The organism is Paenibacillus sp. P13VS, assembly GCF_015143645.1.
GTDB lineage: Bacteria > Bacillota > Bacilli > Paenibacillales > Paenibacillaceae > Paenibacillus > Paenibacillus xylanilyticus_A.
Genome location: NZ_WYEV01000003.1, coordinates 541,563 through 565,000, shown reverse-complemented (window position 1 = coordinate 565,000; position 23,438 = coordinate 541,563). Strand labels below are relative to the sequence as shown.

Sequence of the window (23,438 nt, the reverse complement as noted above, 5' to 3'; positions counted from 1 at the left end):
GAGATGTGTGATGAAAAAGCCTTATTTCAACCTGATCACCATGTTCATGAGTTGTTTACTTGTTATTGTGATGTTTCCCGTGCAGTCTGCTCCTGCCCAAGCAGAGGAATCCAGGCTTACTCAAAAAAACTTCGGCGCCCCCGAAGAACTGCTTGTTCCCAACAATTACACGGTAGCTGTCTTTAACGGAACGGTAGGCTATGAGGATGGAAAACCAGTCATGTATGCCACGAGTAAAGGCAAGCCTGGCTTCCTGAATGTGATTGACCTCGAAGAGTACAAACTGCTTCGGACGATTTCACTTGGGCCATCGGAAAGCTCCTGGGCGCATACCGTTGCGCCGAACGGTACGCTTTATGTGGCTGCCGAAGGATCGGGTGCACGATTATGGGAGTATTCGCCAGTCACCCATCAGGCTGTTCAAGTGGCTCAATTTGAAGGACAGTCTGTCTCCAATAGTATCACGACGGATGAACAGGGTAGAGTGTATGTGGGGACTTATCCGGGGGGCAAGGTTTGGCAGTATGATCCTGTGACCAAGCAGGTGAGGGATTATGGCCGTGTTATCGGTGCGCTTGATCAGGAGTATGTCCGCTCCATTGCTTACCAGGGGGGATATATTTATGCCGGTACAGCCCATGAACAGATCGTGCGTGTGGATTTGGCTACAGGTGAAAAAACGAATATTGCTGCTTCGCTTACCGTCAAAAATGATACAGTATACGATTTGAGTACGATCGATAACCGTTATTTGTTCGCGCGTTATACGGATGGAAGTGGTGTACCGGGTGAGGGTTATATTTACGATACTACAACAGGAACCTGGCTTGATGTGGAGCTCCAGCAGGTAACCGGTCTTCACGCAGCTGACTCTGTGGATGGAAAGCTGTATTATATGTCCGAGAAAAAACTGAAAACCTTTGACCTGGTGACACATCAGGTAGAGGAAACCGGCATGACCTATGAGAGTGGGTTCAGAGGGGCGGATTGGGTCGAGTTTCAGAACAATCCCGAGCTGCCGGGAAAAACGCTCGTTACGGTACGATATGACGGCGGAGTGGCCATGCTCAATATCGATACCCAAAAGGTCATCGTACAGCCACCAATTATTCCGGGATTGCCGGGAGTCGTCAATCGTCTCCAAAGTGTATCTGATACACAGCTGATAACAACGGGTTCACAAGCCAGATCTTCATTGGTAGATTTAGAGAGCATGACGACAAAACCTTTCAGCATTGGTCAAGCGGACAGTGTATACCCGATTGGAAACAAAGTTTATATGGGAGTCTACCCGGAAGGTGGCTTGTACGTTTATGATCTGAATCAGGAACCGGGAAGCACGAATCCGCAGCGTCTCGCTGTACTCGGGAACGATCAGGAACGTCTTGTGCATATGTCTGAAGGGGACGGCAAGCTGTTTATTTCGACCATCTCCGGATACGGGACGCTGGGAGGATCGCTTACAGTCCATGACACCGCTACAGGTGAAACCAAAGTCCATCGAAACGTGGTTCAGAATCAGAGTGTGCTTAGTACCGCTTATGTAGACGGGAAGGTTTTTGGATCTACGACCATCAGAGGAGGACTGGGCTCCACGCCGAGCGAGCAGGAGGCCAAAATTTTTGTGTGGGATGTTCAAAATGAGCAAAAAATAACGGAGTTTACGCTGGATATTCCCGAACTTGTCGATCCGATTTTCATTGGGGACCTGTCTCTCGGGCCGGATGGATTGATCTGGGGAGCATCCTACGAATATATATTTGCAATCGATCCAGACACGTACCAACTTGTAAAATATAAAAAGATATATCCGAAGCTCTATTACACCCAGTGGCATCATCATCCGATGCGTTGGTCGAAAGACGGACTTTTGTATGTCCTGTTTAACAACAAGCTGACAGTGATTGATCCCGAAACACTGGATTTCAGAACATTAACGGATGCTTCGAGATTTGATCTTGGGATGGATGGGGACCTGTATTTTACAGATCTCGCAACCAATACGATTCTGTATCGAATCCAAATTGATGGAGAGATTGTGGCCGAACCGCCGGGGCTCCCTTTGCCGGTAAACAATGCGGGGTTGGAGCAGCCAGAAGAGAGCGGAAAGCTGCCGGGCTGGACTTCACTGTTTGCAACAAGTAGAGATGTTTATTTTGAGCGAAGCAGCAACAAGAGTTATGCTGGTGATTATAGCCTGAAAACAACGGACCTTGTTCGTACTGCCTCCGTTGCAGTGCAAAGCGATCCAATTCCATTAGTGCCTGGAGAGGAGTATACCGCAAGTACTCAAATATATATTGAGTCAGGCCAGCCTGGTTTCATGTTCCGATTTTATAACGCAGAAGGGCAGAGCTTGTCTACTTTGGAAACGCATCTGGATGAATCGCGACTTCACCAATGGCAAAAAGTAACTCTCCGCGGTACGGCACCGGAAGGAACGTCTTACGGCAGACTAATTGCGGTAACCAGCCGCTATAATATCTCTACAGCTTACTATGACAATTTTTCCGTAACGGTTAAAGATAATACGGCTCCCTTAACTGAAGCTGTGTTTAATCCGCAGGCAAATGAGCAGGGTTGGCATCATGAAGATGTTTCAATTACGCTAAACTCGGAAGGAGCAAGCTCCATCTTTTTCGAAACTTCGGGGGCTGAGGAAATCAATCTGCGCGAGACCGAAGGCGGTAGCACTGAATTTACCGTAAGCGAAGAAGGGGTGACGGCCGTAACTTATTGGTCTGTATCGGCTTATGGTGTGCCCGGGGTACCCTCTACTACCGAAGTTAAGATTGACAAAACGGCTCCTATCATCGAGTTTTCAGGAAAATCCGTCTACGAGCTGGATGAGGAAGTCCGGATCGAATGCTCCGCTCAGGATGCATTATCAGGTGTAGCTAAAAGTGATTGTGATGCTGTGCTTGCTGATCGCCCCGCCTATTTGAATGGTGTTGGGGAGCATTTGGTCCATGCTTCCGCTCATGATATCGCTGGGAACGCTACGAATTCTTCTTTTTCTTATGAGGTGATCCTTACCTATAAAGGTATGGCAGGACTTATCGACAAGTTCCTCGCTAATGATCAAGAGCTGGCTGATCGATTGAAGGAACAATTGACCAAAGTAGAACGAGCCGATGAATCAGGTAATGAGGGAGGGAAAAAAGGCGCAATCAATGGATTTATCCATCAAGTGCAAGCCAAGATTGACAAGGGAATAACTCAAGAATATGCAGAGGTTTTGATACAGTTGGGGTCACAAATGTAATATTTATTGGAATGAAAAGCTTTTCTGGACCTGAATCTCGATCAGGCTTGAATATGTAATATTTAAGAATAGTAAATCAGAGGATAGTGAATATGTTAATTGAAAAAGGACGTTGTCATGGCGCGTGACAGCGTCTTTTTATTGTCCTAATAATAAGATGAAGTATAGAATTAAGAGTGAGTTAATATAGGAGATCATCCGCTACAATGGATAATAATAACAAACAAAGTCGTTTGACTTTCATTTTACTATATCGTATTATTCTAATATAACGATACAGGAGGGTTAACTTTGGATAAACTCGGTTTTAACGATAGCGGTGATTTGAAGCAGTTTGAGGAACCTGCTAACTTACTGAAGGCCCTTTCCCATCCTATACGCCTGTGCATTGTGCGCGGGTTGATGCGTAAAAAGAAATGTAATGTTTCCTATATGCAGGAGTGTCTGGATCTGCCGCAATCAACCGTTTCCCAGCACTTACAGAAGCTGCGCAGTGCAGGAATTGTTGATACGGAGCGAAATGGCCTCGAAGTGAATTATATACTTGCAAACCAACGTATTGAACAGATTATAACTGTTTTATTTGGAGAGGATGAATGTGAATCATGAGTAAAAAAGTAGTCATTGTTGGTGGAGTAGCGGGTGGTGCGTCAGCAGCTGCCCGCCTACGCCGGCTGGATGAACATGCGGAAATCATCATATTTGAAAAGGGTCCCTACATTTCATTCGCCAACTGCGGCTTACCTTATTATATCGGCGGAACGATTGCTGAGCGTGACCGTTTGTTAGTACAAACACCTAAAGGAATGGCAGATCGCTTCCGAATTGATGTACGTACACAGAGTGAGGTCATATCCATCAACCCCCAGCATCAAACGATTCTAGTGAACAGCGAGGAGCGCGGTCAATACGAAGAAACCTATGACGAGTTAATTCTGTCTCCCGGTGCACGTCCGATGGTCCCTGATTTGCCGGGTATAGATAATCCATTGATTTATACAGTGCGTAACATTCCAGATATTGATCGAATCAAAGATGCATTAAGTGCATCTAACAACGAATCAGCAATCGTTATTGGTGGTGGATTTATCGGTGTTGAAATGGCAGAAAATTTGAGGGAAGCTGGACTACATGTAACGCTGGTCGAGGGTAACGAACAAGTGCTAACTCCATTTGATCCTGAACTCGCAGCTGCACTGGCACAAGAAATGGAGCAGCATGGTGTTAATTTGCAGTTTTCCAAGCGTGTTAAGGGTTTTCGATCAATGGAGCATGGCATCGGGGTCGAGCTTGCAGATGGTCACGTTTTAAAAGGAGATCTTGTGATTCTCGCGATTGGCGTGTCCCCAGATACCTCATTTCTGCAAAGCAGTGGTATTGCCTTGGGGACACGTGGACACATCATTGTTAATGAGGCCATGGAAACCAATATACCGCATATATATGCGGTTGGTGATGCAATTGAGGTCAGTGATTACATCCATGGAACCAAGACAGCGATTCCGCTTGCAGGTCCTGCGAACAAACAAGGACGTATTGCTGCGGATCGGATTGCTGGCATACATTCTACCTACAAAGGAACACAAGGGACTTCTATTATTAAAGTGTTTGGACTGACTGGAGCAACCACGGGCAGCAATGAAAAGGTATTAAAACGTCATAACGTGGATTATCAAACGGTGATTGTTCATCCTGCTTCTCATGCATCGTATTATCCAGGATCGAGTGCAATTACTCTGAAATTGCTGTTCTCACCTGAAGGAAAAATCCTGGGTGCCCAGGCAGTCGGATTCGAAGGAGTGGATAAACGGATTGATGATATTGCCGTTGCTATTCATTTTGGGGGTCATATAAGCGACTTGACTGAACTTGAACTGAGCTATGCACCGCCCTATTCATCAGCAAAAGATCCGGTTAATATGGCTGGGTATGCAGCAGATAATATTCTGGCTGGACGTGTCAACACATTCACCTATGATCAGCTGTCTATGCGCCAGCCGGAGCAAACCATATTACTAGATGTACGTAGCGAGCTGGAGCATCGGAATGGCCACATTCCCGGATCATTAAACATCCCAGTGGATGAGCTTCGTGAGAGAATGGATGAGCTAGATGTCTCTAAAGAAATCTGGGTATACTGCCAAGTAGGTTTACGGGGATATACTGCAACACAAATTTTGCGTCAGCACGGTTTCACCGTTAAAAATTTGAGTGGTGGATTCAAAACGTATCGCCAAGCGCAATTTAAACCAGCTCCGTATTCTGCCCAAAAGCATGAGGTTACAGATGATCAGAATCATGGCAATCATGTTTCTCATCCAAAGCAAAATACATTACATCAGACGGATCAACTCTCTTCTCAGCCATTACGTATCGATGAGGAATTGGATGTATGCGGATTGAGCTGCCCTGGTCCGTTAATACAAGTAAAGCAGAAGATGGATCAACTATCCGATGGAGAAACGCTGCGGGTAAAAGCTTCTGATCCAGGGTTTTACGAAGATGTAAAGGCATGGGCAGGAATGTCTGGCGCAGCACTCCTACAGTTGGAACGTGGTAAGAACGGTATCATAGAAGCAGTACTAACGAAGCAGACAGAGCCGGTCAGATCATCTGCTTCGGAAGCTCAACTTGTGGAACCTGCCAGTACGATGGTTGTCTTCAGTGGCGACCTGGATAAAGCAATAGCCTCTCTTATTATTGCTAATGGTGCAGCTGCAAGCGGGCGCAAAGTAACCATGTTTTATACATTCTGGGGACTAAATGTTATTCGCAAGCATCAGCCGGGACCGGTATCCAAAAACATGATAGGCCGTATGTTCGATCTTATGCTGCCACGTGGTAGTCACAAGTTAGGCTTGTCCAAAATGAATATGATTGGTGTCGGTCCTAAAGTTATTCGCGGCATCATGAAGAAAAACAACGTCGCCTCTCTGGAAGAATTGATTCAAACTGCGTTAGCACAAGGTGTTGAAATGGTTGCTTGTCAGATGTCTATGGATCTGATGGGGATTCAGCGGGAAGAGATCATGGATCAGGTTACTATTGGTGGGGTTGGTTATTATCTGGGCCAGGCTGACAAATCAAACCATAATCTGTTTATATAGAAGGGATATGCACTTTATATTTATTACACAATAGATATCTTATATCTTATTGTTTTAATGGCTCGGGCTCCTTTTGTAGCATCGTTGGGGTGTATATGAGATATTGCGTAGTTAATTGAGAAAAAGAGATCAATCATGAAAAAGTCTTTGATCGACCTTGAGGGTTTGTTCCCTCAGGGTCTTTCTTTGTCATAAGACACGTTTCTGAAAGTTGAGTATGACTATCCCTCGGATGAATATAAATATTTACCTCTTGCATAAAGAACGTGTGTTCGGTTTATAATATATACAAACATACGTTCTTAAGTACAGGAGTGATTTCAGTGTTGACTAAGCAGCGAACCATTATGCTCATAGATATGCAGAGCTTTTATGCTTCAGTCGAAAAGGCGAAAATGCCTCAATACAAAAATAGACCACTTGCCGTTGCAGGCGACCCAGCAAGACGCTCTGGCATTATTCTTGCTGCTTGTCCATTAGCCAAAACGAGGGGTGTATCCACCGCAGAACCACTCTGGCAGTCGCTTCAGAAGTGCCCTGAACTAATCATTGTTAGACCTCATATGCAAGAATACATTGAAGTATCTACTCAAATCATGTCCATTATTGAGGAGTTTACCGATCTGGTTGAGCCGTACAGTATAGACGAATTATTCGCTGATTTTACAGGGTCTATGCATCTGTTTGGTAATGATCCTGTCGATCTAGCCAAGCAAATTCAAGATAAGATCTATAATGAAACAGGGGTTTACGCAAGAGCGGGCATTGGTGAAAACAAAATCATTAGTAAATTGTGCTGCGATATGATCGCTAAAAAGGTCAAAGGGGGCATTTTCCACTTAAAGAAAGAAGAATTACACCTCCACATTGGAGATAAGCCCATCCGCGATATGTGGGGGATTGGCTCAAGAATGGAAAAACATCTGTGGAAGATGGGTATCCGAACGATTAGAGATTTGGCGAATACACCTCTTACCCAACTCAAGAGTAAATGGGGCGTGAATGGAGAAGTGATCTGGCGCATCGCCAATGGACTCGATAACTCGCCGGTAACCGTCAACACACACAGTACACAAAAGGATATTGGCAACGGAATGACCTTGCCTAGAGATTACACAGAGGCTTGGGAGATCGAAGTGGTCATCCTTGATATCTGTACTGAAGTATGCCGAAGAGCTCGTAAAAAAGGACTGATGGGTAGTGTCGTTTCCGTGAGTGTGTCTGGAGCAGATTTCGACCATCCAACAGGCTTTCACAGGCAGGTTAAGCTGTCTGATCCAACAAACATAACCGTTGATGTGTGCAAGATTGCCAAACGCATATTTCATCAACACTGGGATGGGCAACCGGTGCGCCGTGTAGGCGTATCCCTTTCTCAATTATCCGACGCGGATACATATCAACTATCTTTCTTTGATGATCAGGAGCACAAACGGGCTATTGATCAGGTGATGGACGACATTAAGGATCGATTTGGCGACATTGCCATACTTCGAGCAAGCTCCATTACAGCTGCTGGTCAGGCAATCGATAGAGCATCTAAAATTGGGGGGCACTACAAATGAGCAAAAAACTTGAGGCCAATGGATTATGGGAATCGAGCCGCATGATGCTTCCACAACATAAAGAGCGAATCATACAGCATCGTACTCAAATTCATGTTCAAGCCAAACCGCTAATTCATGAGGATGAGTGGGAGATCATGGCTCAAAATGTTGATATGTCGCTCAACTATACATTACAAGCCACCATTGAAGTGTTTAATGAGTCGGGCAATCGATATATACACGGAATCGTTACTTCAGTCAGTACCGTTGGAAAGAAAATCAAAATTGAAATGCACAATGGATTTGAATGGGTCGATTTTGATCAATTGGTCACGGTCAAACTTGAAGAAGGAGGCGTGTACGGTGAGACAGACTTCTGAGGAACTTGCACTCGTGAAAAGGCTGGTAGAGCTTCCCTATCTGTTAAGTGCTCTGGAGGTAGATAAGCATAAAATATACGCTTCAAACTTTAAGATGAAATCGGTCTATGTTGATTACTTAGACGGTACCCAAAAGAAAATCGCTTTAGAGATGTACCGATCCAAACAAAGTTTAAAGGAACACCATATTAAAATCATTGATGAACAGAGGTCTGAGCTAAGTTTAACGGTAAATTATTCGGTGAGAGGTTACATTCATAAAATGACGTTATTATGGAGTAAAGTGAAAGTGGATGTTACCTTAATGCTTACGGAGCATATGAACGTTGATATTACTGAATTGTCCAAATAACAACTAGAGTTAGAGCAGAAGGTGGTATATAACTGCAAAGGGTGGACCATAATGAAAGTTATAACCATTGTTTTCTTCTCCCGAATGGGTAAACCGACCTTTGAAATTTGAGGGTCGGTATTTTTGTATGCATATTGAATGCCGAATCCAATCATTTCTTCAACATCCTGAAACTTTTCAACAAAATGTGACCAAATGCCGTCCTTAAGAGTGTTAGAGGTATAAAGGAGGGCTGAACAACCATGCGGCGATCCGTGCCCCAACCGGGCGATCATGTGATGAACATTTATGAGACTTATGCGGATACTCTGTTCCGAATTGCCATGGTACACCTTGGGAGACGAGAGGACGCGGAGGAAGCTACTCAGGATACCTTCATCAAGCTAATGGAAAAAGCCCCTACGTTCAACGATGCAGAGCATCAGAAAGCATGGTTGATCCGAGTCATCACCAATCACTGCAAATCCTTATTAGGTAGAGGCTGGCGCAAACGGGAGGTCAATCTGGAGGGAGCAGAATTCCTAACCACCGATGACCCTGAAGACCAGGTGCTCATTGAACTCGTGCTGTCATTGCCCATCAAGTATAGAGCGGTGGTTCATCTGTATTATTACGAGGATTATCCAGTCCGAAAAATCAGTGAAATTTTACAGATTAGCGAGTCAGCGGTGAAGATGCGATTACAGCGGGGGAGACAGCTGTTAAAACTGGAGCTTGAAGGGGAGGAACCGAATGAACGAGGAACAATTCAAACGAAATTATAAGAGAGCGGTGGATCAAATGAAAACAAATGACCAAATGAGAAAACGCATGGAGAACATCTCCAATGTGCAGCACCATAAACAAAAACGCCAGCGCAAGCCTCTTTACATTGCAGCGAGTGTTGTCATTGCTGCCAGCATCGGACTGGCTGCGCCGAGCTTATGGCAGCAGTGGAACGGTTCGACACAACCGGGGACACAAATGGCAGCAGTGAACGTTACATTTGACCCGGTAGTGATTCCGAAGACGGAACTCCCCAATTCAAATAGCAGCGGTCCAAAGGCAAGTATGCTTCAACTGGTTGTATACCAGGGGCATGTCTATACGCAGTCCCCGACAACACTTAACGGTGAGGATGCGCTGGCATTGCGTGGAGAAAAGCTGGGTACTACAACGGGTGGCATTAATGAGTTGAGTAGTCAGGATGAATATAAAGAGCTGGCCTCCAACATTGGTGAAGCGGATATCTATATGGTTGATGACTATGATAAGGACTTCCGAATCATGTCATATACCGAAATGAATGGTCAGGTATTTGCTCAATTGTTTGACAAGAACAATGATATCACGATCGGGAGCGGTGTCGATCTGTTTGGCCAGCTGAATCTCGAAGGTAACATCAATTCTGTACAATGGGAGACCTTTGAAAGCTGGAATAATGGCTTATCACAGTTACAGCCGTTGACAGCGAACCCATCATTGGAAAAATTTATTTCCGAACTATATGAGTCCAAACCACTAGCCATGACTTCAGACCTGGAAGAGCATCTTTATGGTCAGGAAGACCGGAAGATTATCTACCTAGCGCTGGAAGACAAGACGCAGGTCCCACTGGTTCTGTTCAAAGAAGGACTGGTGCGGTACGGTAATGTACCCGTCGTTTTTGAGGTGGAGAAAGGTACTTTCCAAACCTTCTGGGATGGTTTAGGCCAATAAAGCAGGATGATCATGCGAGTAAGAATGGAGGGAGTGAAAGCGCATCGATAAAAAACAGTTGCCTAAGCAGGCAACTCTTTTCATTATGTTCTAAACTATCCAAAACGGAATATGACATGTGCGATCTATGAGAGGTGGTTTACTGTTGACTACTGAGTTTAATGAAAATTTCGAATGAGTCATGTCGGAGAGGAGAGTCTCGAAGATTTCTTCAACTACGTCATCCAACTTGATTCTTTTCGTGATCATGGAAAGGGATGTTTCTTATTAATAAATCTAGATAATAAGCAGATGCAGATGAATGACCTTAATCAATGGTATAGATATCCCAATCTTGTTGTGCATTCTGCCGGATAGCATACATCAATTTTACTTTTTCAACCGAGTCGGTTGCTGTATCCAGACGTTCACCAAGAACCGTAACATGCACCTGATTCCTAACAGATGTACTTTCCTCAATGCTTTCGATACTTGAAAATGTATATTGGAATTGCTTCCCATAATAAAATTCCATCGCATCGGCAAGTCGATCATTAACAAAACCCGATCGGTACATGTTGTGATCATGCTGCACGAGAGCAGTCAGGTTCTTTTCGAGTACACTTAGCGCGGGGCGCTCATTTTTATTTAACAAGTCTTTAGCTGAATCTAGGTCAATGGTCAAACCAGCTTCAAAGTCAATATTCGACGATGATTTAGTTACAGTATCTTGCATTATTGTTATATCGGAAGCTGCATCATATTTCAGTTCACTTTCCGATATACTTGGTTTGTCTTTTAGCAAACTATCGTTGCTACATGCTGTCAGAAAAATTAGAAAGATAGACAGGAATGTTGTTACAATGGCTTTTGGCATTGAACCCTCCTTATGGCATTTGAAGATTAAACACGACGGAGTACGAATAAGTTACACTCCAGATCATTGCTCTCGAACATAATCTTAGGTGAAACGCGGACTGATCGTTTTCCCAACCACAAAGGTTGTTTTTCATCCTGCATATCTGCAATTTCTTTTTACGTTGACGACACCTCTAGAAGCATAGTATTATTTTACCAATTTAGCGGTGTGGGGAGGGGTCGGATGTCTACAATTAAGGCCATTGTGCTGGACCTGGACGGAACTTTGCTCGGAAGTGATAAATTGATATCTTCTAGGAATGTTCAGGCTGTTAAACGATGTTTTGATTTGGGGATACATATTATCGTTGCCACGGCAAGGCCGCCTAGAGCGGCAAATCAATTTGTGAAGCAGTTTCCTTTTGTAGATTACATGATTTATTACAATGACGCTTTAGTTATATGCAAATCGAAACAAAATGAGCGTCATATTCCAATCCCTTTGGAGATCAACCAACAGATTAATACATTCATCGAGTTAAACATGCCTCAATCCGTAATCGCATACGAGGTTAATGATTCATGGTACACAAGTAAACCAATTCTGGACTCTCAATGCCCTCCATTTGGTATCCGTACAAATGATCTGAAACCTCAGGTTGTTGACCAACACGATATAGACTCTCTATCCCCAACCAAAATATTAGTTCTAGGTTGCAACAAATGGAAGGATCTAAGCGAGCAATTTGGTGACCATGTGAATGTCATCGCAACGGATGGAGGAGCATTGATCCAAATCATGCATAAATCCGCTTCAAAGGAAAAAGCAGTGGAATGGGTGTTAAGTGAAATTGGGGTGTATTCAGAAAATGTGATGGTGTTTGGGGATGATTTTAACGATTTAGGCCTATTCCATCTGTCCGGATTTCCTGTAGCCATGGGGAACGCGATCACTGAACTTAAGAAATGCGCCGTTTACATAACCGATTCAAATGATAATGATGGTGTGGCTAATGCCATTGGAAAATTTGTGATATAACCTCTACAGTAAATCATCCAACTAACCGGAAACGTTAGCCTGATACAACATCTCTATGATATAAGTGAATGAGTTGCAGTGAAATTTGGTAAAAAAGTATAAAATAAGATCTGGGTATGTCACTATTTCGTAGACCTATTGTCTAGGAACAAGAAGATGATTCCATCGAAGCCGCTATATTAGCGGCTTATTTTCAGTTATCGTAGTAAGGTTTGTCTAAAGTGGGATAGATGGCACACTATTTTCATCAGCCGAGATTGAATAGTTTTAAAAATACATATCCGATGAGGGAAAGAACGATGGAGCCAATAAAGCCAGCTGCAAAAGCCTTTAGGCCCAATCGCCGAAACGTAACTGTATCTACACTAAGGCCCAGACCAGCCATGGCCATAGCAATCAGCATATAAGCTGCAAGAATGATTAAATTCGTCAAGTCTGAAGGTATAACCTGCAGCGTATTCAGAGCACTCATCATGAGGAATCCGAAAATAAACCACGGGATCGGGAGGGATTTCAGGCTTCTTTTATTCATCTTGCTGTTACCTGAATTTTTGGAGCGATCCAAACGATTCGTCCAGAATCCAATCAAGATAGCGACGGGCACCAACATGGCTACACGCGTTAATTTAACAATGACAGCCAGGTCCACAGCATCTTGGCCCACAGGTTCTGCAGCTGCAATCACATGTGCGATTTCGTGTAATGTAGCGCCTGAAAACACGCCGTATCCTGATGCAGACAAGTGTAGAAATGGATATAGAAGGGTGTATACCATCGTAAAAATGGTTCCCAGAATCGCTACAGTAGCTGCACCAATGGCCGCTTCTTCGTCTTTGGCTTGGATCTGAGGTGCAATGGCTACAACTGCTGCTGCTCCGCATATCGCTGTTCCGCATGCAGTTAATAGCCCCAAACGTCTCTCGACGTGAAAAAAATTTGGCAATGCCATACACAACGAAAATGGTTATGGTAATGTTCAGGAAGGAGATCAAGGCAACCTTGGGCCCCGCATGAAGAATATCCTTCAAATTCAGCCGCATGCCAAGCAAAATGATTCCATATCGCAGAAGCTTTTTTGCTGAAAAGGAAATTCCGCTCACCATATGATCAGGTACATTCCTGACCGCTCTCCAGATCATGCCGAACAAAATAGCAAGTACAAGCTGGCCCATGATGTGTAGAAAAGGAAAGCCGGCTGCATATTTGGCAGCAAGGGCAAGCATTAGAGTAAGCCCAATTCCCAGCACAACCCCTTGTTTATTCTTTTTTTCTTGCAGCAAGGCAGCAGTTGAATTCATGGATATCACGTCCGATTTCTTTATTTCTTGTTCACTGATAACTATAATTAGTTATGATTGAAAAGAGAAATACCGGAATGAAATGCTTATCATAACGAATCATAATGATTGGAGTAATATTTGGGCTAAATCCTATGAGGGAGATGCATTATATGATCGTGGAAAGCTTGAAAGTGTACATAACGGTAGTAGAACAGCGCAATTTCTCTAGAGCGGCAGAACTATTGCATTTATCACAACCCGGTGTTAGCTTACACATTCGTAAATTAGAAAAGGAATTTGATGTAAAGTTAATGCATCGTTCGCCCAAATGGGTGAAACTGACGGAGGCTGGGGAGCTGCTATATGTACGTGCCAAGGAAATGGTGAATCTATATGAGTCGGCGAAATTGGATATTGCCAGATTACACGATAATGTTAGTGGTTCATTGCAAATTGGGGCTAGTTTTACGATTGGAGAATATGTTTTACCTCGCCTGTTTTCATCATTTGCCAGGCAATACCCTGAAGTGGCCATGGAAGTATTCATCGAAAATTCATCTCAAGTGGTGGAAGCTATTCGAGATAATCATATCGATTTTGGTTTGATTGAAGAGGACATAGAGGCCCAAGATCTGAACGTGACACCATTCATGAAGGACGAATTGATAATTGTGGCAGCGGAAGGATATCCTCTTCAAACTTCGGTGATTGCGGATCTGGAACAATTGCAAGATCAAGTGTGGATACTTCGCGAGATGGGTTCCGGAACCAGATCGTCTAGTGATCGATTTCTGGCTCAGACGGGACTCCGGGTAAACCGTTCATACGTGTTCAACAGCAGTCAGGGCGTCAAAGAAGCGGTGTTCTCTGGATTAGGCATCGCCATGTTGTCCCGCTGGGTTGTAAAAAGGGAGTTATCCGCTGGCATGTTGAAGGAAATCACCATTCCAGATATCCACATCGAACGAAACTTTTCCTTAGTTCGCCGGATAGATCATATTCCTACCAGAGCAAACGAGGTTTTCGCGGAAAGATTGCTGAAACTTGATAGTCATTTTATCTGATCTAATCTGATCTAAATCACTTACAGGGTAACTCCCTATATTAGGCAGCATTTGGTGAGCAGTCGGATCAAGTAACGACAGGCGAGACAACGTGAAGAGCCATGCATACTTGCAAGGCTCTTCAGGGTTTGATTCATTTAAAAGTATAAATGTTACACAACGGGCTCACTCTGCTTTTTAAAATAGTGTTCAATGACCAATTCAAGTACCGGCCCCGGCTCTGCACGCTGTAACTGGGACGTATCACCGAATTCCATGCGGTAAGGCTGCTCAGTACTGCTTGGAATCCAATAGGGCAAAAGTTTGCCGGTGGAATCCAGACCATTCGGATCACCTGTCGCGATAAAATTGGACAGATAATTACACATCTGGCGCGCCAGGTCATAATGTTTACCGACGAAAGGCCGCCAGCATTTGGCGAGCGTTTCGAAGAAAAACCACAGATCAACGGAATGGAACGTGCCTGGCTGATCCCAGCCCGGAATCTCTGCGTCGAAATTATAATAATAGAGCGGCGTCTCGGATGGATGACCACTATTGGAGCGGATCACAAGTTGAATCGCATGCTCAATCATGCGGATCGATGCCTGCTGCAATATATGATCGAGATCTCCAGTATCGGCTCCACAGCGCTGCAAAAAGGCGGGCGCATCCTCTCCGAATAGTTCAGTCGCCATTTGTTTCAGTTCCTCCATACTGCTTACCGCAGGCTGGGTCCAAAACTCGGAAGAGGTATGCCCAAGCATAACGGGAACGAGTTCGCGCTTATGCTGTATGAAACGAATGAACGGATCACCTGTACAGAACTGATCATCGATAACTGTTCCCCAGAAGCTTTGATATTCCAGAATTTTATCCCGCAACGTGACGGCGTCCAGCTGTCTGGCTTCATCTAAACTGGATACGCCCAGAAAACGGAAAAAATCAACGCCCTTCTGCTCTGCATCCCGCAGTGTGCCGCGGACAGAAGGTACGCGCACATTGGGATACAGTTCGGTCGCAATTCCACTCATGATGACAGCTCGCTGGAACAGGCCTTTGTTCTGCGGGGAAGTCATCTGACTTAGCACACTGCCGCCGCCTGCAGATTGTCCACCAATGGTTATCTGATCCGGATCACCGCCGAAGGCAGCGATGTTACGTTTCACCCAGGCCGTACCTGCCTGTTGATCCAGATGTCCAAAGTTCGCAGGTGCTTGTGGGGATTCAGCGCTAATCTCGGGGTGGCACAGGAAACCAAACGCATTCAGACGGTAATTGACGGTAACCACGACAATGCCTCTGCGGGCAATGCGCTCACCATCAAATTCCATTTCAGCAGTATGACCCACCTGAAGCCCACCGCCAAAATACCAGACAAACACAGGCAGCTTCTCATCCATTCGCTTGGCAGGTGTCCACACATTCAAATATAGACAATCCTCACTCATCGGCAGATCGGGATCAACAGACCACTCTCGCGTATAGATGTTATTATCGTCAATGACGGTCGGGGCCTGCATCGAGGTGGGGGCAAAATCAAAAGCTTGCAGCACCCCATCCCAATCGGATGCAGGTTGTGGTGCACGCCAGCGGTTCTGGCCTACCGGTGGGGCGGCGAATGGAATACCTTTAAAGCTGGTAACACGTGGGTCTGCGGCAGGCAGCCCCTGAACTTGGCCATTTTCTACCTGAACGATTCTAAGCAACACAACATTCTCCTCTCTGAATTGAGCATTTTTATTCATGTCGATCCAAGATGTTTGTGGTTGCGCTTACATATATCTGTTGGGTTATGAGACCACTATCTCGATCATAAGCAACTTGAAAGGAAGTTTCTAGCATCAAAATAAATCAAAAACTCTACAAAATCATATATAATGACTGGTATCAAGAAAGGAGGAGCCAGATGTGGACTCATTATGGCTAGACGGGAGCAGGGCGATTCAAGTTTATTTCATAAGCGGCGCCCATAAACCCGTCAATCTTCACCAGTGGGGACCGGGCGTGCGTGACGTTTACGCGCTACATTATATCATGCAAGGGCAGGGTACACTGGAAACCGGGGGCCAGCAATTTCGGCTGGGTGCCGGAGAGAGCTTTATTATTTTTCCGCAAAAAGAAATCTATTACTATCCCGACCCGGCCGACCCTTGGGAATACGTATGGATGGAGTTCAACGGCCGAGACGCAGGACGACTGATAGAGTTGACACAGTTTTCGGTCCAGCATCCCGTACTGCCAGCTGCGCCGGAAACCTTGGAACCCTGGTTTCACCTGGCCTGGAATGCGGGGGCAGCACCAAGTGAAGTGTTTAGGGCAGATGCGCGTTTGCACCTGTTATTGTCCTATTACATGGAGTATTTTCCACGCGAGACGCAGGAGGAAGCCAGAGATTATGTGTGGCTGTCGAGAACCTATATTGAGCAGAACTACTGGAAATCGACCTTGACGGTTGCGGAGATTGTACAGGCCGTGAATCTGGAGCGAAGCTACCTGTTCCGCAAGTTCAAAGAAGCTACAGGCGAATCCATCTCGGCGTATATAACGGCATGCCGTATCCGGCGCGCCTGTGACCTGCTGAAGACTTCCAGATTGTCCATTCAATCCATAGCCTATTCGGTTGGGTATAATGATCCGCTATATTTTTCAAGAGTATTCAAAAAGGCGACATCATATACACCATCAGCCTACATGCTGTTGCATCAGAAACAAGCAGAACATTAAGGGAATGCGGTCGGTACACTAACGAATAGACAGATTACATATTGTTTTTTATCGAAAAAGTGCACAGTTCCCGGATTCACGGAAGTAACGAATCAGCTTCTCAATCGGATCCCGCCCGCAATTCAGCTTCACACCGAGACAGTCGATACAGAGGAATTGCTGGGCTGTTCGAGAGACCAGTTTGATATAAATACCCACATCATCCGACGAGAGCGGAACCTGGCAAGTGGTGCAGAGCCGGCTCTGTGCCATTTATTTCACCAATCTGGCTCGCACGACGAGACAATCATGGGCCCCAACCACCGGTGCATAACGCTCGCGGAATACACCCAGCTCCTTGTGTTCCCAGCAATCGTAGAGTGACAGGGAATAACCCGCGGCGTAAGGCAGCCCCATATCCCAGAATTGAAGGGACAGCTCGCGTTGACTGTCACTCAAGTTGAAGAAACCGATGGCAAGATCGCCATCTGTCAGCACCTTCACCAGCATGAATACATCATCTGTATGGAACCATTGAGGCTCGGGTTTGATGCGATAGGCACCGCGTGCTTCTGCATCCTGGTTAATAGCAAGCAGGTCGGGGTTCAACAGAATATCCTTGGTGGCCTGATTGGCCTTGCGGACATCACATCCAATCATGAGCGGTGATCCCATCATGGACCAGAGCGAGAAGTGCGTTTTGTATTCCGTGTCATTACAGCCGCCGATGGTTCCAATAAAGTCGTTGTTGCTTCCACCATACATGCCAACGATGAGCATGTCCATGTCATTATGGCAGAAGGAGCCAGTGTAGCTTTGTTTGCCGAGCTGGGACAGCGCCAGGTCCTTGACCGATTGCCAGTTGTCGCGAATGTCACCGGTGGAGCGATACATATGAGCCCCTGATTCACGAATCCACTCATATACGTTGTCTTCTCCCCAGTTGCAGGCAGAGAACAGGATATCCCGCCCGCAGTTTTTAAGTGCAAGGCTCATGCGCTTGTATAATAGCTCACCTGAGATATGGCGCGGCTTGAAACAGTAATCATATTTTAGATAATCCACGCCCCACTCGGCGAATAACGCAGCATCCTGGAATTCATGCTCGAAGCTGCCTGGATAACCTGCACAAGTATGTGTGCCAACACAGGAGTACATGCCAAATTTCAGACCTTTGTCGTGGATATAATCTGCAAGCGCCTTCATTCCACTCGGAAATTTAGCGGGGTCTGCGACCAGATTGCCATCTGCATCCCGTTCCTTCAGACTCCAGCAATCGTCAATGACGATGTACTCATATCCGGCGTTCAGATAACCCTCTGTAACAAACACATCGGCAACATCCCGAATCAACTGCTCATTGATGTCCCACGTGAAGGTATTCCATGAATTCCATCCTAGTGCAGGGGCAAACCCCATTAACGAATGATTGCTCATAATCTCGCTTCCTTCCTACATTCTGGTTTCATAAGTTATGAATAGAGTAGACACAACAATTAATATTTCAAAATAACTACAATGAACTTAAACGATAAATATGAATTCAGCCATAGCTTGACGTTGCTTCCATATGGACTGATGTTGTCCAGTGGCTTAAATAAACCAAAAGCCAAGTACAATCATTCAATGAAATTTGTTGAACCAGGAGAAACTGGAGTATAATGACCTTTGCGGATAGCCTTTAGAACGATTTCCGTGTTTGATAAAAAAACATATATAGATTGGTTATAATTGCATTTGCAAAGATTGGACCCAACTATACATCACGATCATTCCTTGAAAGGGGACATCTGTTTTGGATGAGCAATTTTTAGATCTACTTGCTGAGAAATATGATACGGAAGAAAAAATCATAACAGAGATTATCAACCTTGAAGCAATCTCCAATCTTCCGAAGGGAACCGAGCATTTTGTCAGTGATTTGCACGGGGAGTTCCAGGCTTTTCAGCATGTACTACGAAACGGTTCAGGAACCGTGAAAGAGAAAATCAAAGAATTATTTCGTGAGATATGGACAGAGCAGGAAATTAATGATTTTGCGGCGTTAGTCTATTATCCGGAAGAAAAAATAAAGCTGGTTATAGGGGACCTGAGCAATAAAAAGGCTTTGAACCAGTGGTACAGACAAACGATTGAAAACATGCTTAAGCTTGTTTCTTACGCTTCTTCCAAATATACACGCTCCAAACTGCGGAAAGCTCTGCCTAAACAGTATGTATATATTGTAGAAGAGCTTCTATACAAGACGGATACGACCAACAATAAGGATCCGTATTACGAGGAAATATATCGGCAGATTATATCCCTGGGGCAGGCGGACAATCTCATTATCGGCCTTGCTTATACGACCCAGCGTCTGGTGGTTGACCACCTTCATGTGGTTGGCGATATTTATGACCGGGGGCCAGACCCTGATAAAATTATGGATACGTTAATCAACTACCATTCTGTAGACATTCAGTGGGGCAACCATGATGTGCTCTGGATCGGTGCCTATGCAGGTTCTCTGGTTTGCCTTGCGAATATTATCCGGATCTGCGCGAGATACGACAATCTGGACATCATCGAAGATGTATACGGAATCAATCTTCGCCCACTGTTAAACCTGGCGGAGAAATACTATGAAGATAATCCATCTTTCAGACCTAAGCTGCAGGGCGGCCATAACCTATCGGAGCAGGAAATTCTACAGATCACCAAGATTCACCAGGCCATTGCCATGATCCAGTTTAAGCTTGAAATGCCGATTATCAAAAGACGCCCAGACTTTAACATGTCTGAAAGACTTCTACTGGAGAAGATCGATTATGACAAAAACGAAATCAACATCTGCGGAAAAACGTACCAGCTGGAAAACACCTGTTTTGCAACCGTAAATCCGCTGAACCCTGAACAATTGCTGGAGGAAGAACGCCAGGTGATGGAAAAGCTGCTGTTCTCCGTTCAGCATTCCGAGAAGCTGGCTCGGCATATGAATTTTCTTATGAAAAAGGGCAGCCTTTATTTAAAATACAACGGGAATTTGTTAATCCACGGCTGTATTCCTTTGGATGAAGAAGGAAATATGGAAGAAATGCAGATTGAAGGCAAGACGTATGCGGGCCGCCAGCTGCTTGATGTTTTTGAAGAGAACCTACGCTACTCCTTTGCACATCTGGAAGAGACAGAAGATCTGGCGACGGATATGGTATGGTACATCTGGACAGGGGAATGTTCCTCACTCTTTGGCAAAAGAGAAATGACCACTTTTGAACGGTACTTTATCGAAGATAAGGAAGCGCATAAGGAGAGAAAGAACCCATACTACCATTTACGTGAAAAGGAAGATATCTGTCGAAAGATCCTGCAGGAGTTTGATCTGAATCCGGATCATGGACATATCATTAACGGACACACGCCAGTGAAAGAAATTCGTGGAGAGAGCCCTGTCAAAGCAAACGGAAAAATGGTCGTCATTGACGGTGGTTTCTCCAAAGCTTATCAATCCACAACGGGCATCGCGGGATATACCTTGTTGTATAATTCCTTCGGCATGCAGCTCGTCGCTCATCAGAAATTTAATTCAAAAGAAGATGTGCTGTGTAACGGAACGGACGTTTTATCCATAAAAAGACTGGTGGACAAAGAACTGGCGCGGAAACTGGTGAGGGAAACCAACATTGGGGAGAAGCTGCTGCAGAAGATCTCGAATTTGACAGATTTACTGGAATATCGCTCGATGAAATAAACTATTGCTAACCGTACTCACCCGGATCATACCGTTGGAGTGCAATTTGGTGTAGACGCTCGTACCAGGCAGGAAAGTTATCATACCCTGCCTGTGCGAGCGTTTCTTTTTTTGGATTGGTCTGATCCAATACGTACTGCTGCGACATTCTATGTCGTACCATGAGCTCTATAATAACGGTGAACACACAAACTACATTGAAAAGAGGTTCACACCATTGGCAAAAACCAAAAGAGGACGTGTCTTGTGGAATATCCCTTCCCGGGGGCGGGGAACATGTCCGGTATGCAGCAGCACACGTATTAAATTGTTGTATTCACAAACGAAAACAGATGGGACAAGTCTGAAAGTATGCAAGAAATGTTCCAAAGCTGTGCAATCCAGAGTGGATAGAGCAACCGTATAACGTAGCAGGCCTGTTCTTCGGAGCGGGCCATTCGTTTGGTATAATGGGGTTACGTTTTGCACATTGTGGAATCAATTGGGGGCCTGTAAAGATGAGTAATATGCATCGTATTCACTGGTTTGACGAGCAGATTCGAAGCGGACGTTTTCCGAACAGCAGCTGGCTTGCCCGTGAATTTGAGATATCCCGGCGTCAGGCACAGCGCGATATTGAGTATATGGCGATTTCATTACGCGCTCCTTTACTATATCTCGCAAAATATAGAGGTTATTGTTATGAGGACCAGACCTATCGGTTACCCCATTTATATATGACAGAAGAAGAACAGAGCGTCCTTAAGTATCTGGCTCATCGTTATCGGCATTTTAATCACGAGCAATCTGATGTGGTCAAGCGTGTGGCGCATCTGTTAGAGCGATTTACGGCTGAAGAGCAGAAAATATTGAGCCGACCACTTCCCACATTCGCTGCATCGCCGAAGCTTCTTCAGCATGTTGAATTATTATCCCACGCCATAACAGAATCACTCAAAGTACATATGTATTACCGAGACTTTTCCGGTGAAAGGCAGTTTCCTTGGTGTCCATTGAAGATCGTATCCCAGTACAATGCTGATTACGTCATTGGCTATGAAACGGATCCTGTACAGCAAAGTGCCATACGGCTGGAGGGTATCGTTCATGTCCGATTGACGGATGAAACATTCGAATGTGATTCAGACATGCAGCTCAGTGGATGGGAAGAACCTCTGCCTGTTCGAAAACCGTTTATAGCTGAGATTCGTCTGAAAGAAGTGCAGCAAACAGAGCAGTGGCAAGGGTATCGAATTCGGGATACACAAGATCGGATTCACGCGATTGAATTTTATGATACAGAGGCTTTCATGCAGCAATTATTTATAAGTGAGTGGGAGGAATTAATATCTCCTGGGTGGCTAAGACGCAGGATGCAGAGCCATGCAGACGCAATTCTTAACAGACTTCACAATTCAAATCATGCTCAAGTGAAGTAAAGACCATGGAGGGAGATCTTATCTTGGCCGAAGTACAGTTAAACAACCTGGTGGTAAAACGAGAGTCCAAATCATTTGTGGATAGTCTGCATGCCATATTGACCCATACAGGTCAGTTTCAAGGTGCAAAATATTTGCTCTCCGGGTATACGGGAATGGCTTTTAAACTTTCGGTGCATCGCAGGCTTCTTCCCATGTCGGTAACGGCGTATGGACAATGGGGAGAAGCGCACCGCCCTGGAATCGACAACCTGGGAATATTTACGATCTGGGATGGAGGACGAACGCGACATTCTACATTCGATTATTATCAGATGGATGCAGTGCAATGGGTGAAGCGAAGTCTAGACGAGGGAAAAGGAGTAATCTATTGGATTCCGGAGTTCGGGGTTATCCATGGATATGATGACAACGATGGTATCTTTTACTTGCAAGATAGGTGGAGTAAGGATCCTCAGATTTTGCTATATGACAATTTCGGGCTAAACTTCACAGGTTTCTGGTATTGTCAGATCTTTGGTGAGCAGATTCCAATACCCAAACAGGATATGTTGTTGGAATCCTTACGACTTGCTATCGAGGATTGGGATATCCCTTATCGACTATTACCAGATCAAAACATCGCTTCTGGCCGATTGGCATATGACGTATGGGTGCAAGCTCTACGAAGTGGAGATTATGATTCATCAGGGGCAACGTATCTTTTGGAATCTTATTGTCAGTCTCGAAATGAAATTCGATTGTACCTGCGGGATATGCAAGGCATATGGGATGAGCTGGACCAAGCTTATTCATGTTATGACCAGCTTGGAAGGTTAATTCACCAGATGAGGGGATTCATGAGTCAGCAGGAGGACAAATGGAATCTGGAGCTGGATGCAGCGGAAAAGCTGGCACAGGTTCTAATGGAAGCGAAAGCACTAGAAGAGCAAGCGGTCCATTTTTTTCGCATCATATCCTTAAAATTCCCTGATCGTAAGCGCTCAACTGTACCACGATGGGGAGCGCACTCACCAAGATAGACAGAGGGAGGAAGGAT

General features: G+C 45.0%; 20 protein-coding genes and 1 pseudogene. 15 read left to right on the top strand and 6 right to left on the bottom strand.

Features of this window, described 5'->3' with window-relative positions; translation table 11 throughout:
* Positions 1-10 precede the first annotated feature (10 nt).
* From GUA98_RS07535 to GUA98_RS07500, 8 genes are all read left to right on the top strand, one after another.
* Entirely contained in the window at positions 11-3,265 is a 3,255-nt protein-coding gene (locus tag GUA98_RS07535; protein WP_227779476.1) for a PQQ-binding-like beta-propeller repeat protein, read from the top strand.
* A gap of 291 nt (positions 3,266-3,556) precedes the next feature.
* A complete protein-coding gene (locus GUA98_RS07530) occupies positions 3,557-3,874 on the top strand; it encodes an ArsR/SmtB family transcription factor (protein WP_227779475.1) in 318 nt (105 codons plus the stop codon).
* Positions 3,871-6,372 (top strand): FAD-dependent oxidoreductase, encoded by a 2,502-nt coding sequence (locus GUA98_RS07525; RefSeq protein WP_193722596.1) that lies wholly within the window; start codon positions 3,871-3,873, stop codon positions 6,370-6,372. Before GUA98_RS07530 ends, GUA98_RS07525 begins: the two co-directional genes overlap by 4 nt.
* A gap of 347 nt (positions 6,373-6,719) precedes the next feature.
* Positions 6,720-7,937, top strand: a complete 1,218-nt coding sequence (locus GUA98_RS07520) for a DNA polymerase IV (protein ID WP_193722865.1) — start codon at positions 6,720-6,722, stop codon at positions 7,935-7,937.
* Positions 7,934-8,299: a YolD-like family protein gene (locus GUA98_RS07515; RefSeq protein WP_153978715.1), complete on the top strand. Its 366-nt coding sequence runs from the start codon at positions 7,934-7,936 to the stop codon at positions 8,297-8,299. The genes GUA98_RS07520 and GUA98_RS07515 overlap by 4 nt, the downstream gene beginning before the upstream one ends.
* Positions 8,283-8,651: a hypothetical protein gene (locus GUA98_RS07510; protein WP_095357757.1), complete on the top strand. Its 369-nt coding sequence runs from the start codon at positions 8,283-8,285 to the stop codon at positions 8,649-8,651. Before GUA98_RS07515 ends, GUA98_RS07510 begins: the two co-directional genes overlap by 17 nt.
* A gap of 242 nt (positions 8,652-8,893) precedes the next feature.
* Complete coding sequence (locus tag GUA98_RS07505) at positions 8,894-9,415, top strand: RNA polymerase sigma factor (protein WP_193722595.1); 522 nt, start codon at positions 8,894-8,896, stop codon at positions 9,413-9,415.
* Complete coding sequence (locus GUA98_RS07500) at positions 9,384-10,349, top strand: hypothetical protein (protein WP_193722594.1); 966 nt, start codon at positions 9,384-9,386, stop codon at positions 10,347-10,349. Before GUA98_RS07505 ends, GUA98_RS07500 begins: the two co-directional genes overlap by 32 nt.
* A gap of 307 nt (positions 10,350-10,656) precedes the next feature.
* Here GUA98_RS07500 and GUA98_RS07495 read toward each other — a convergent pair whose 3' ends face one another.
* Positions 10,657-11,205: a hypothetical protein gene (locus tag GUA98_RS07495; RefSeq protein ID WP_193722593.1), complete on the bottom strand. Its 549-nt coding sequence runs from the start codon at positions 11,203-11,205 to the stop codon at positions 10,657-10,659.
* 225 nt (positions 11,206-11,430) lie between these two features.
* Between GUA98_RS07495 and GUA98_RS07490 the strand changes: the two genes are divergently transcribed.
* Entirely contained in the window at positions 11,431-12,225 is a 795-nt protein-coding gene (locus GUA98_RS07490) for a Cof-type HAD-IIB family hydrolase (protein WP_193722592.1), read from the top strand.
* Between the two features lie 247 nt (positions 12,226-12,472).
* On the opposite strand, the pseudogene GUA98_RS07485 reads toward GUA98_RS07490, so the two are convergent.
* Positions 12,473-13,523, bottom strand: a pseudogene (locus tag GUA98_RS07485) (YeiH family protein).
* Between the two features lie 152 nt (positions 13,524-13,675).
* Between GUA98_RS07485 and GUA98_RS07480 the strand changes: the two are divergent.
* A complete protein-coding gene (locus GUA98_RS07480) occupies positions 13,676-14,569 on the top strand; it encodes a LysR family transcriptional regulator (RefSeq protein WP_193722591.1) in 894 nt (297 codons plus the stop codon).
* Positions 14,570-14,721: 152 nt separating this feature from the next.
* On the opposite strand, the gene GUA98_RS07475 is transcribed toward GUA98_RS07480, so the two are convergent.
* Positions 14,722-16,257 carry a carboxylesterase/lipase family protein gene (locus GUA98_RS07475; RefSeq protein WP_193722590.1) on the bottom strand — a complete coding sequence of 512 codons (1,536 nt, stop codon included), beginning with the start codon at positions 16,255-16,257 and terminating at the stop codon, positions 14,722-14,724.
* Between the two features lie 202 nt (positions 16,258-16,459).
* On the opposite strand from GUA98_RS07475, the gene GUA98_RS07470 reads away from it, so the two are divergent.
* Complete coding sequence (locus tag GUA98_RS07470) at positions 16,460-17,275, top strand: AraC family transcriptional regulator (RefSeq protein ID WP_193722589.1); 816 nt, start codon at positions 16,460-16,462, stop codon at positions 17,273-17,275.
* A 48-nt stretch (positions 17,276-17,323) separates the two neighbouring features.
* Here the strand turns inward: GUA98_RS07470 and GUA98_RS07465 are convergent, their stop codons facing one another.
* Together GUA98_RS07465 and GUA98_RS07460 are read right to left on the bottom strand one after the other, a co-directional pair.
* The gene (locus GUA98_RS07465; RefSeq protein WP_095286840.1) at positions 17,324-17,527 is read right to left on the bottom strand and encodes a hypothetical protein; all 204 of its coding nucleotides are present in this window, start codon (positions 17,525-17,527) and stop codon (positions 17,324-17,326) included.
* Positions 17,528-18,691 (bottom strand): glycoside hydrolase family 27 protein, encoded by a 1,164-nt coding sequence (locus GUA98_RS07460; RefSeq protein WP_153978705.1) that lies wholly within the window; start codon positions 18,689-18,691, stop codon positions 17,528-17,530. It lies immediately after the preceding gene.
* A gap of 358 nt (positions 18,692-19,049) precedes the next feature.
* Between GUA98_RS07460 and GUA98_RS07455 the strand changes: the two genes are divergently transcribed.
* Complete coding sequence (locus tag GUA98_RS07455) at positions 19,050-20,981, top strand: fructose-1,6-bisphosphatase (protein WP_193722588.1); 1,932 nt, start codon at positions 19,050-19,052, stop codon at positions 20,979-20,981.
* A gap of 7 nt (positions 20,982-20,988) precedes the next feature.
* On the opposite strand, the gene GUA98_RS29455 is transcribed toward GUA98_RS07455, so the two are convergent.
* Complete coding sequence (locus tag GUA98_RS29455; RefSeq protein ID WP_227779473.1) at positions 20,989-21,144, bottom strand: hypothetical protein; 156 nt, start codon at positions 21,142-21,144, stop codon at positions 20,989-20,991.
* Between the two features lie 54 nt (positions 21,145-21,198).
* Between GUA98_RS29455 and GUA98_RS29450 the strand changes: the two genes are divergently transcribed.
* The 3 genes from GUA98_RS29450 to GUA98_RS07445 all read left to right on the top strand — a co-directional run bounded on the left by GUA98_RS29450 (position 21,199) and on the right by GUA98_RS07445 (position 23,421).
* On the top strand, positions 21,199-21,387 hold the full coding sequence (locus GUA98_RS29450) for a hypothetical protein (RefSeq protein WP_095286843.1): 189 nt from the start codon (positions 21,199-21,201) through the stop codon (positions 21,385-21,387).
* A 91-nt stretch (positions 21,388-21,478) separates the two neighbouring features.
* Positions 21,479-22,399 carry a helix-turn-helix transcriptional regulator gene (locus tag GUA98_RS07450; RefSeq protein WP_193722587.1) on the top strand — a complete coding sequence of 307 codons (921 nt, stop codon included), beginning with the start codon at positions 21,479-21,481 and terminating at the stop codon, positions 22,397-22,399.
* 23 nt (positions 22,400-22,422) lie between these two features.
* Positions 22,423-23,421 carry a hypothetical protein gene (locus GUA98_RS07445; RefSeq protein WP_193722586.1) on the top strand — a complete coding sequence of 333 codons (999 nt, stop codon included), beginning with the start codon at positions 22,423-22,425 and terminating at the stop codon, positions 23,419-23,421.
* Positions 23,422-23,438: the final 17 nt, after the last annotated feature.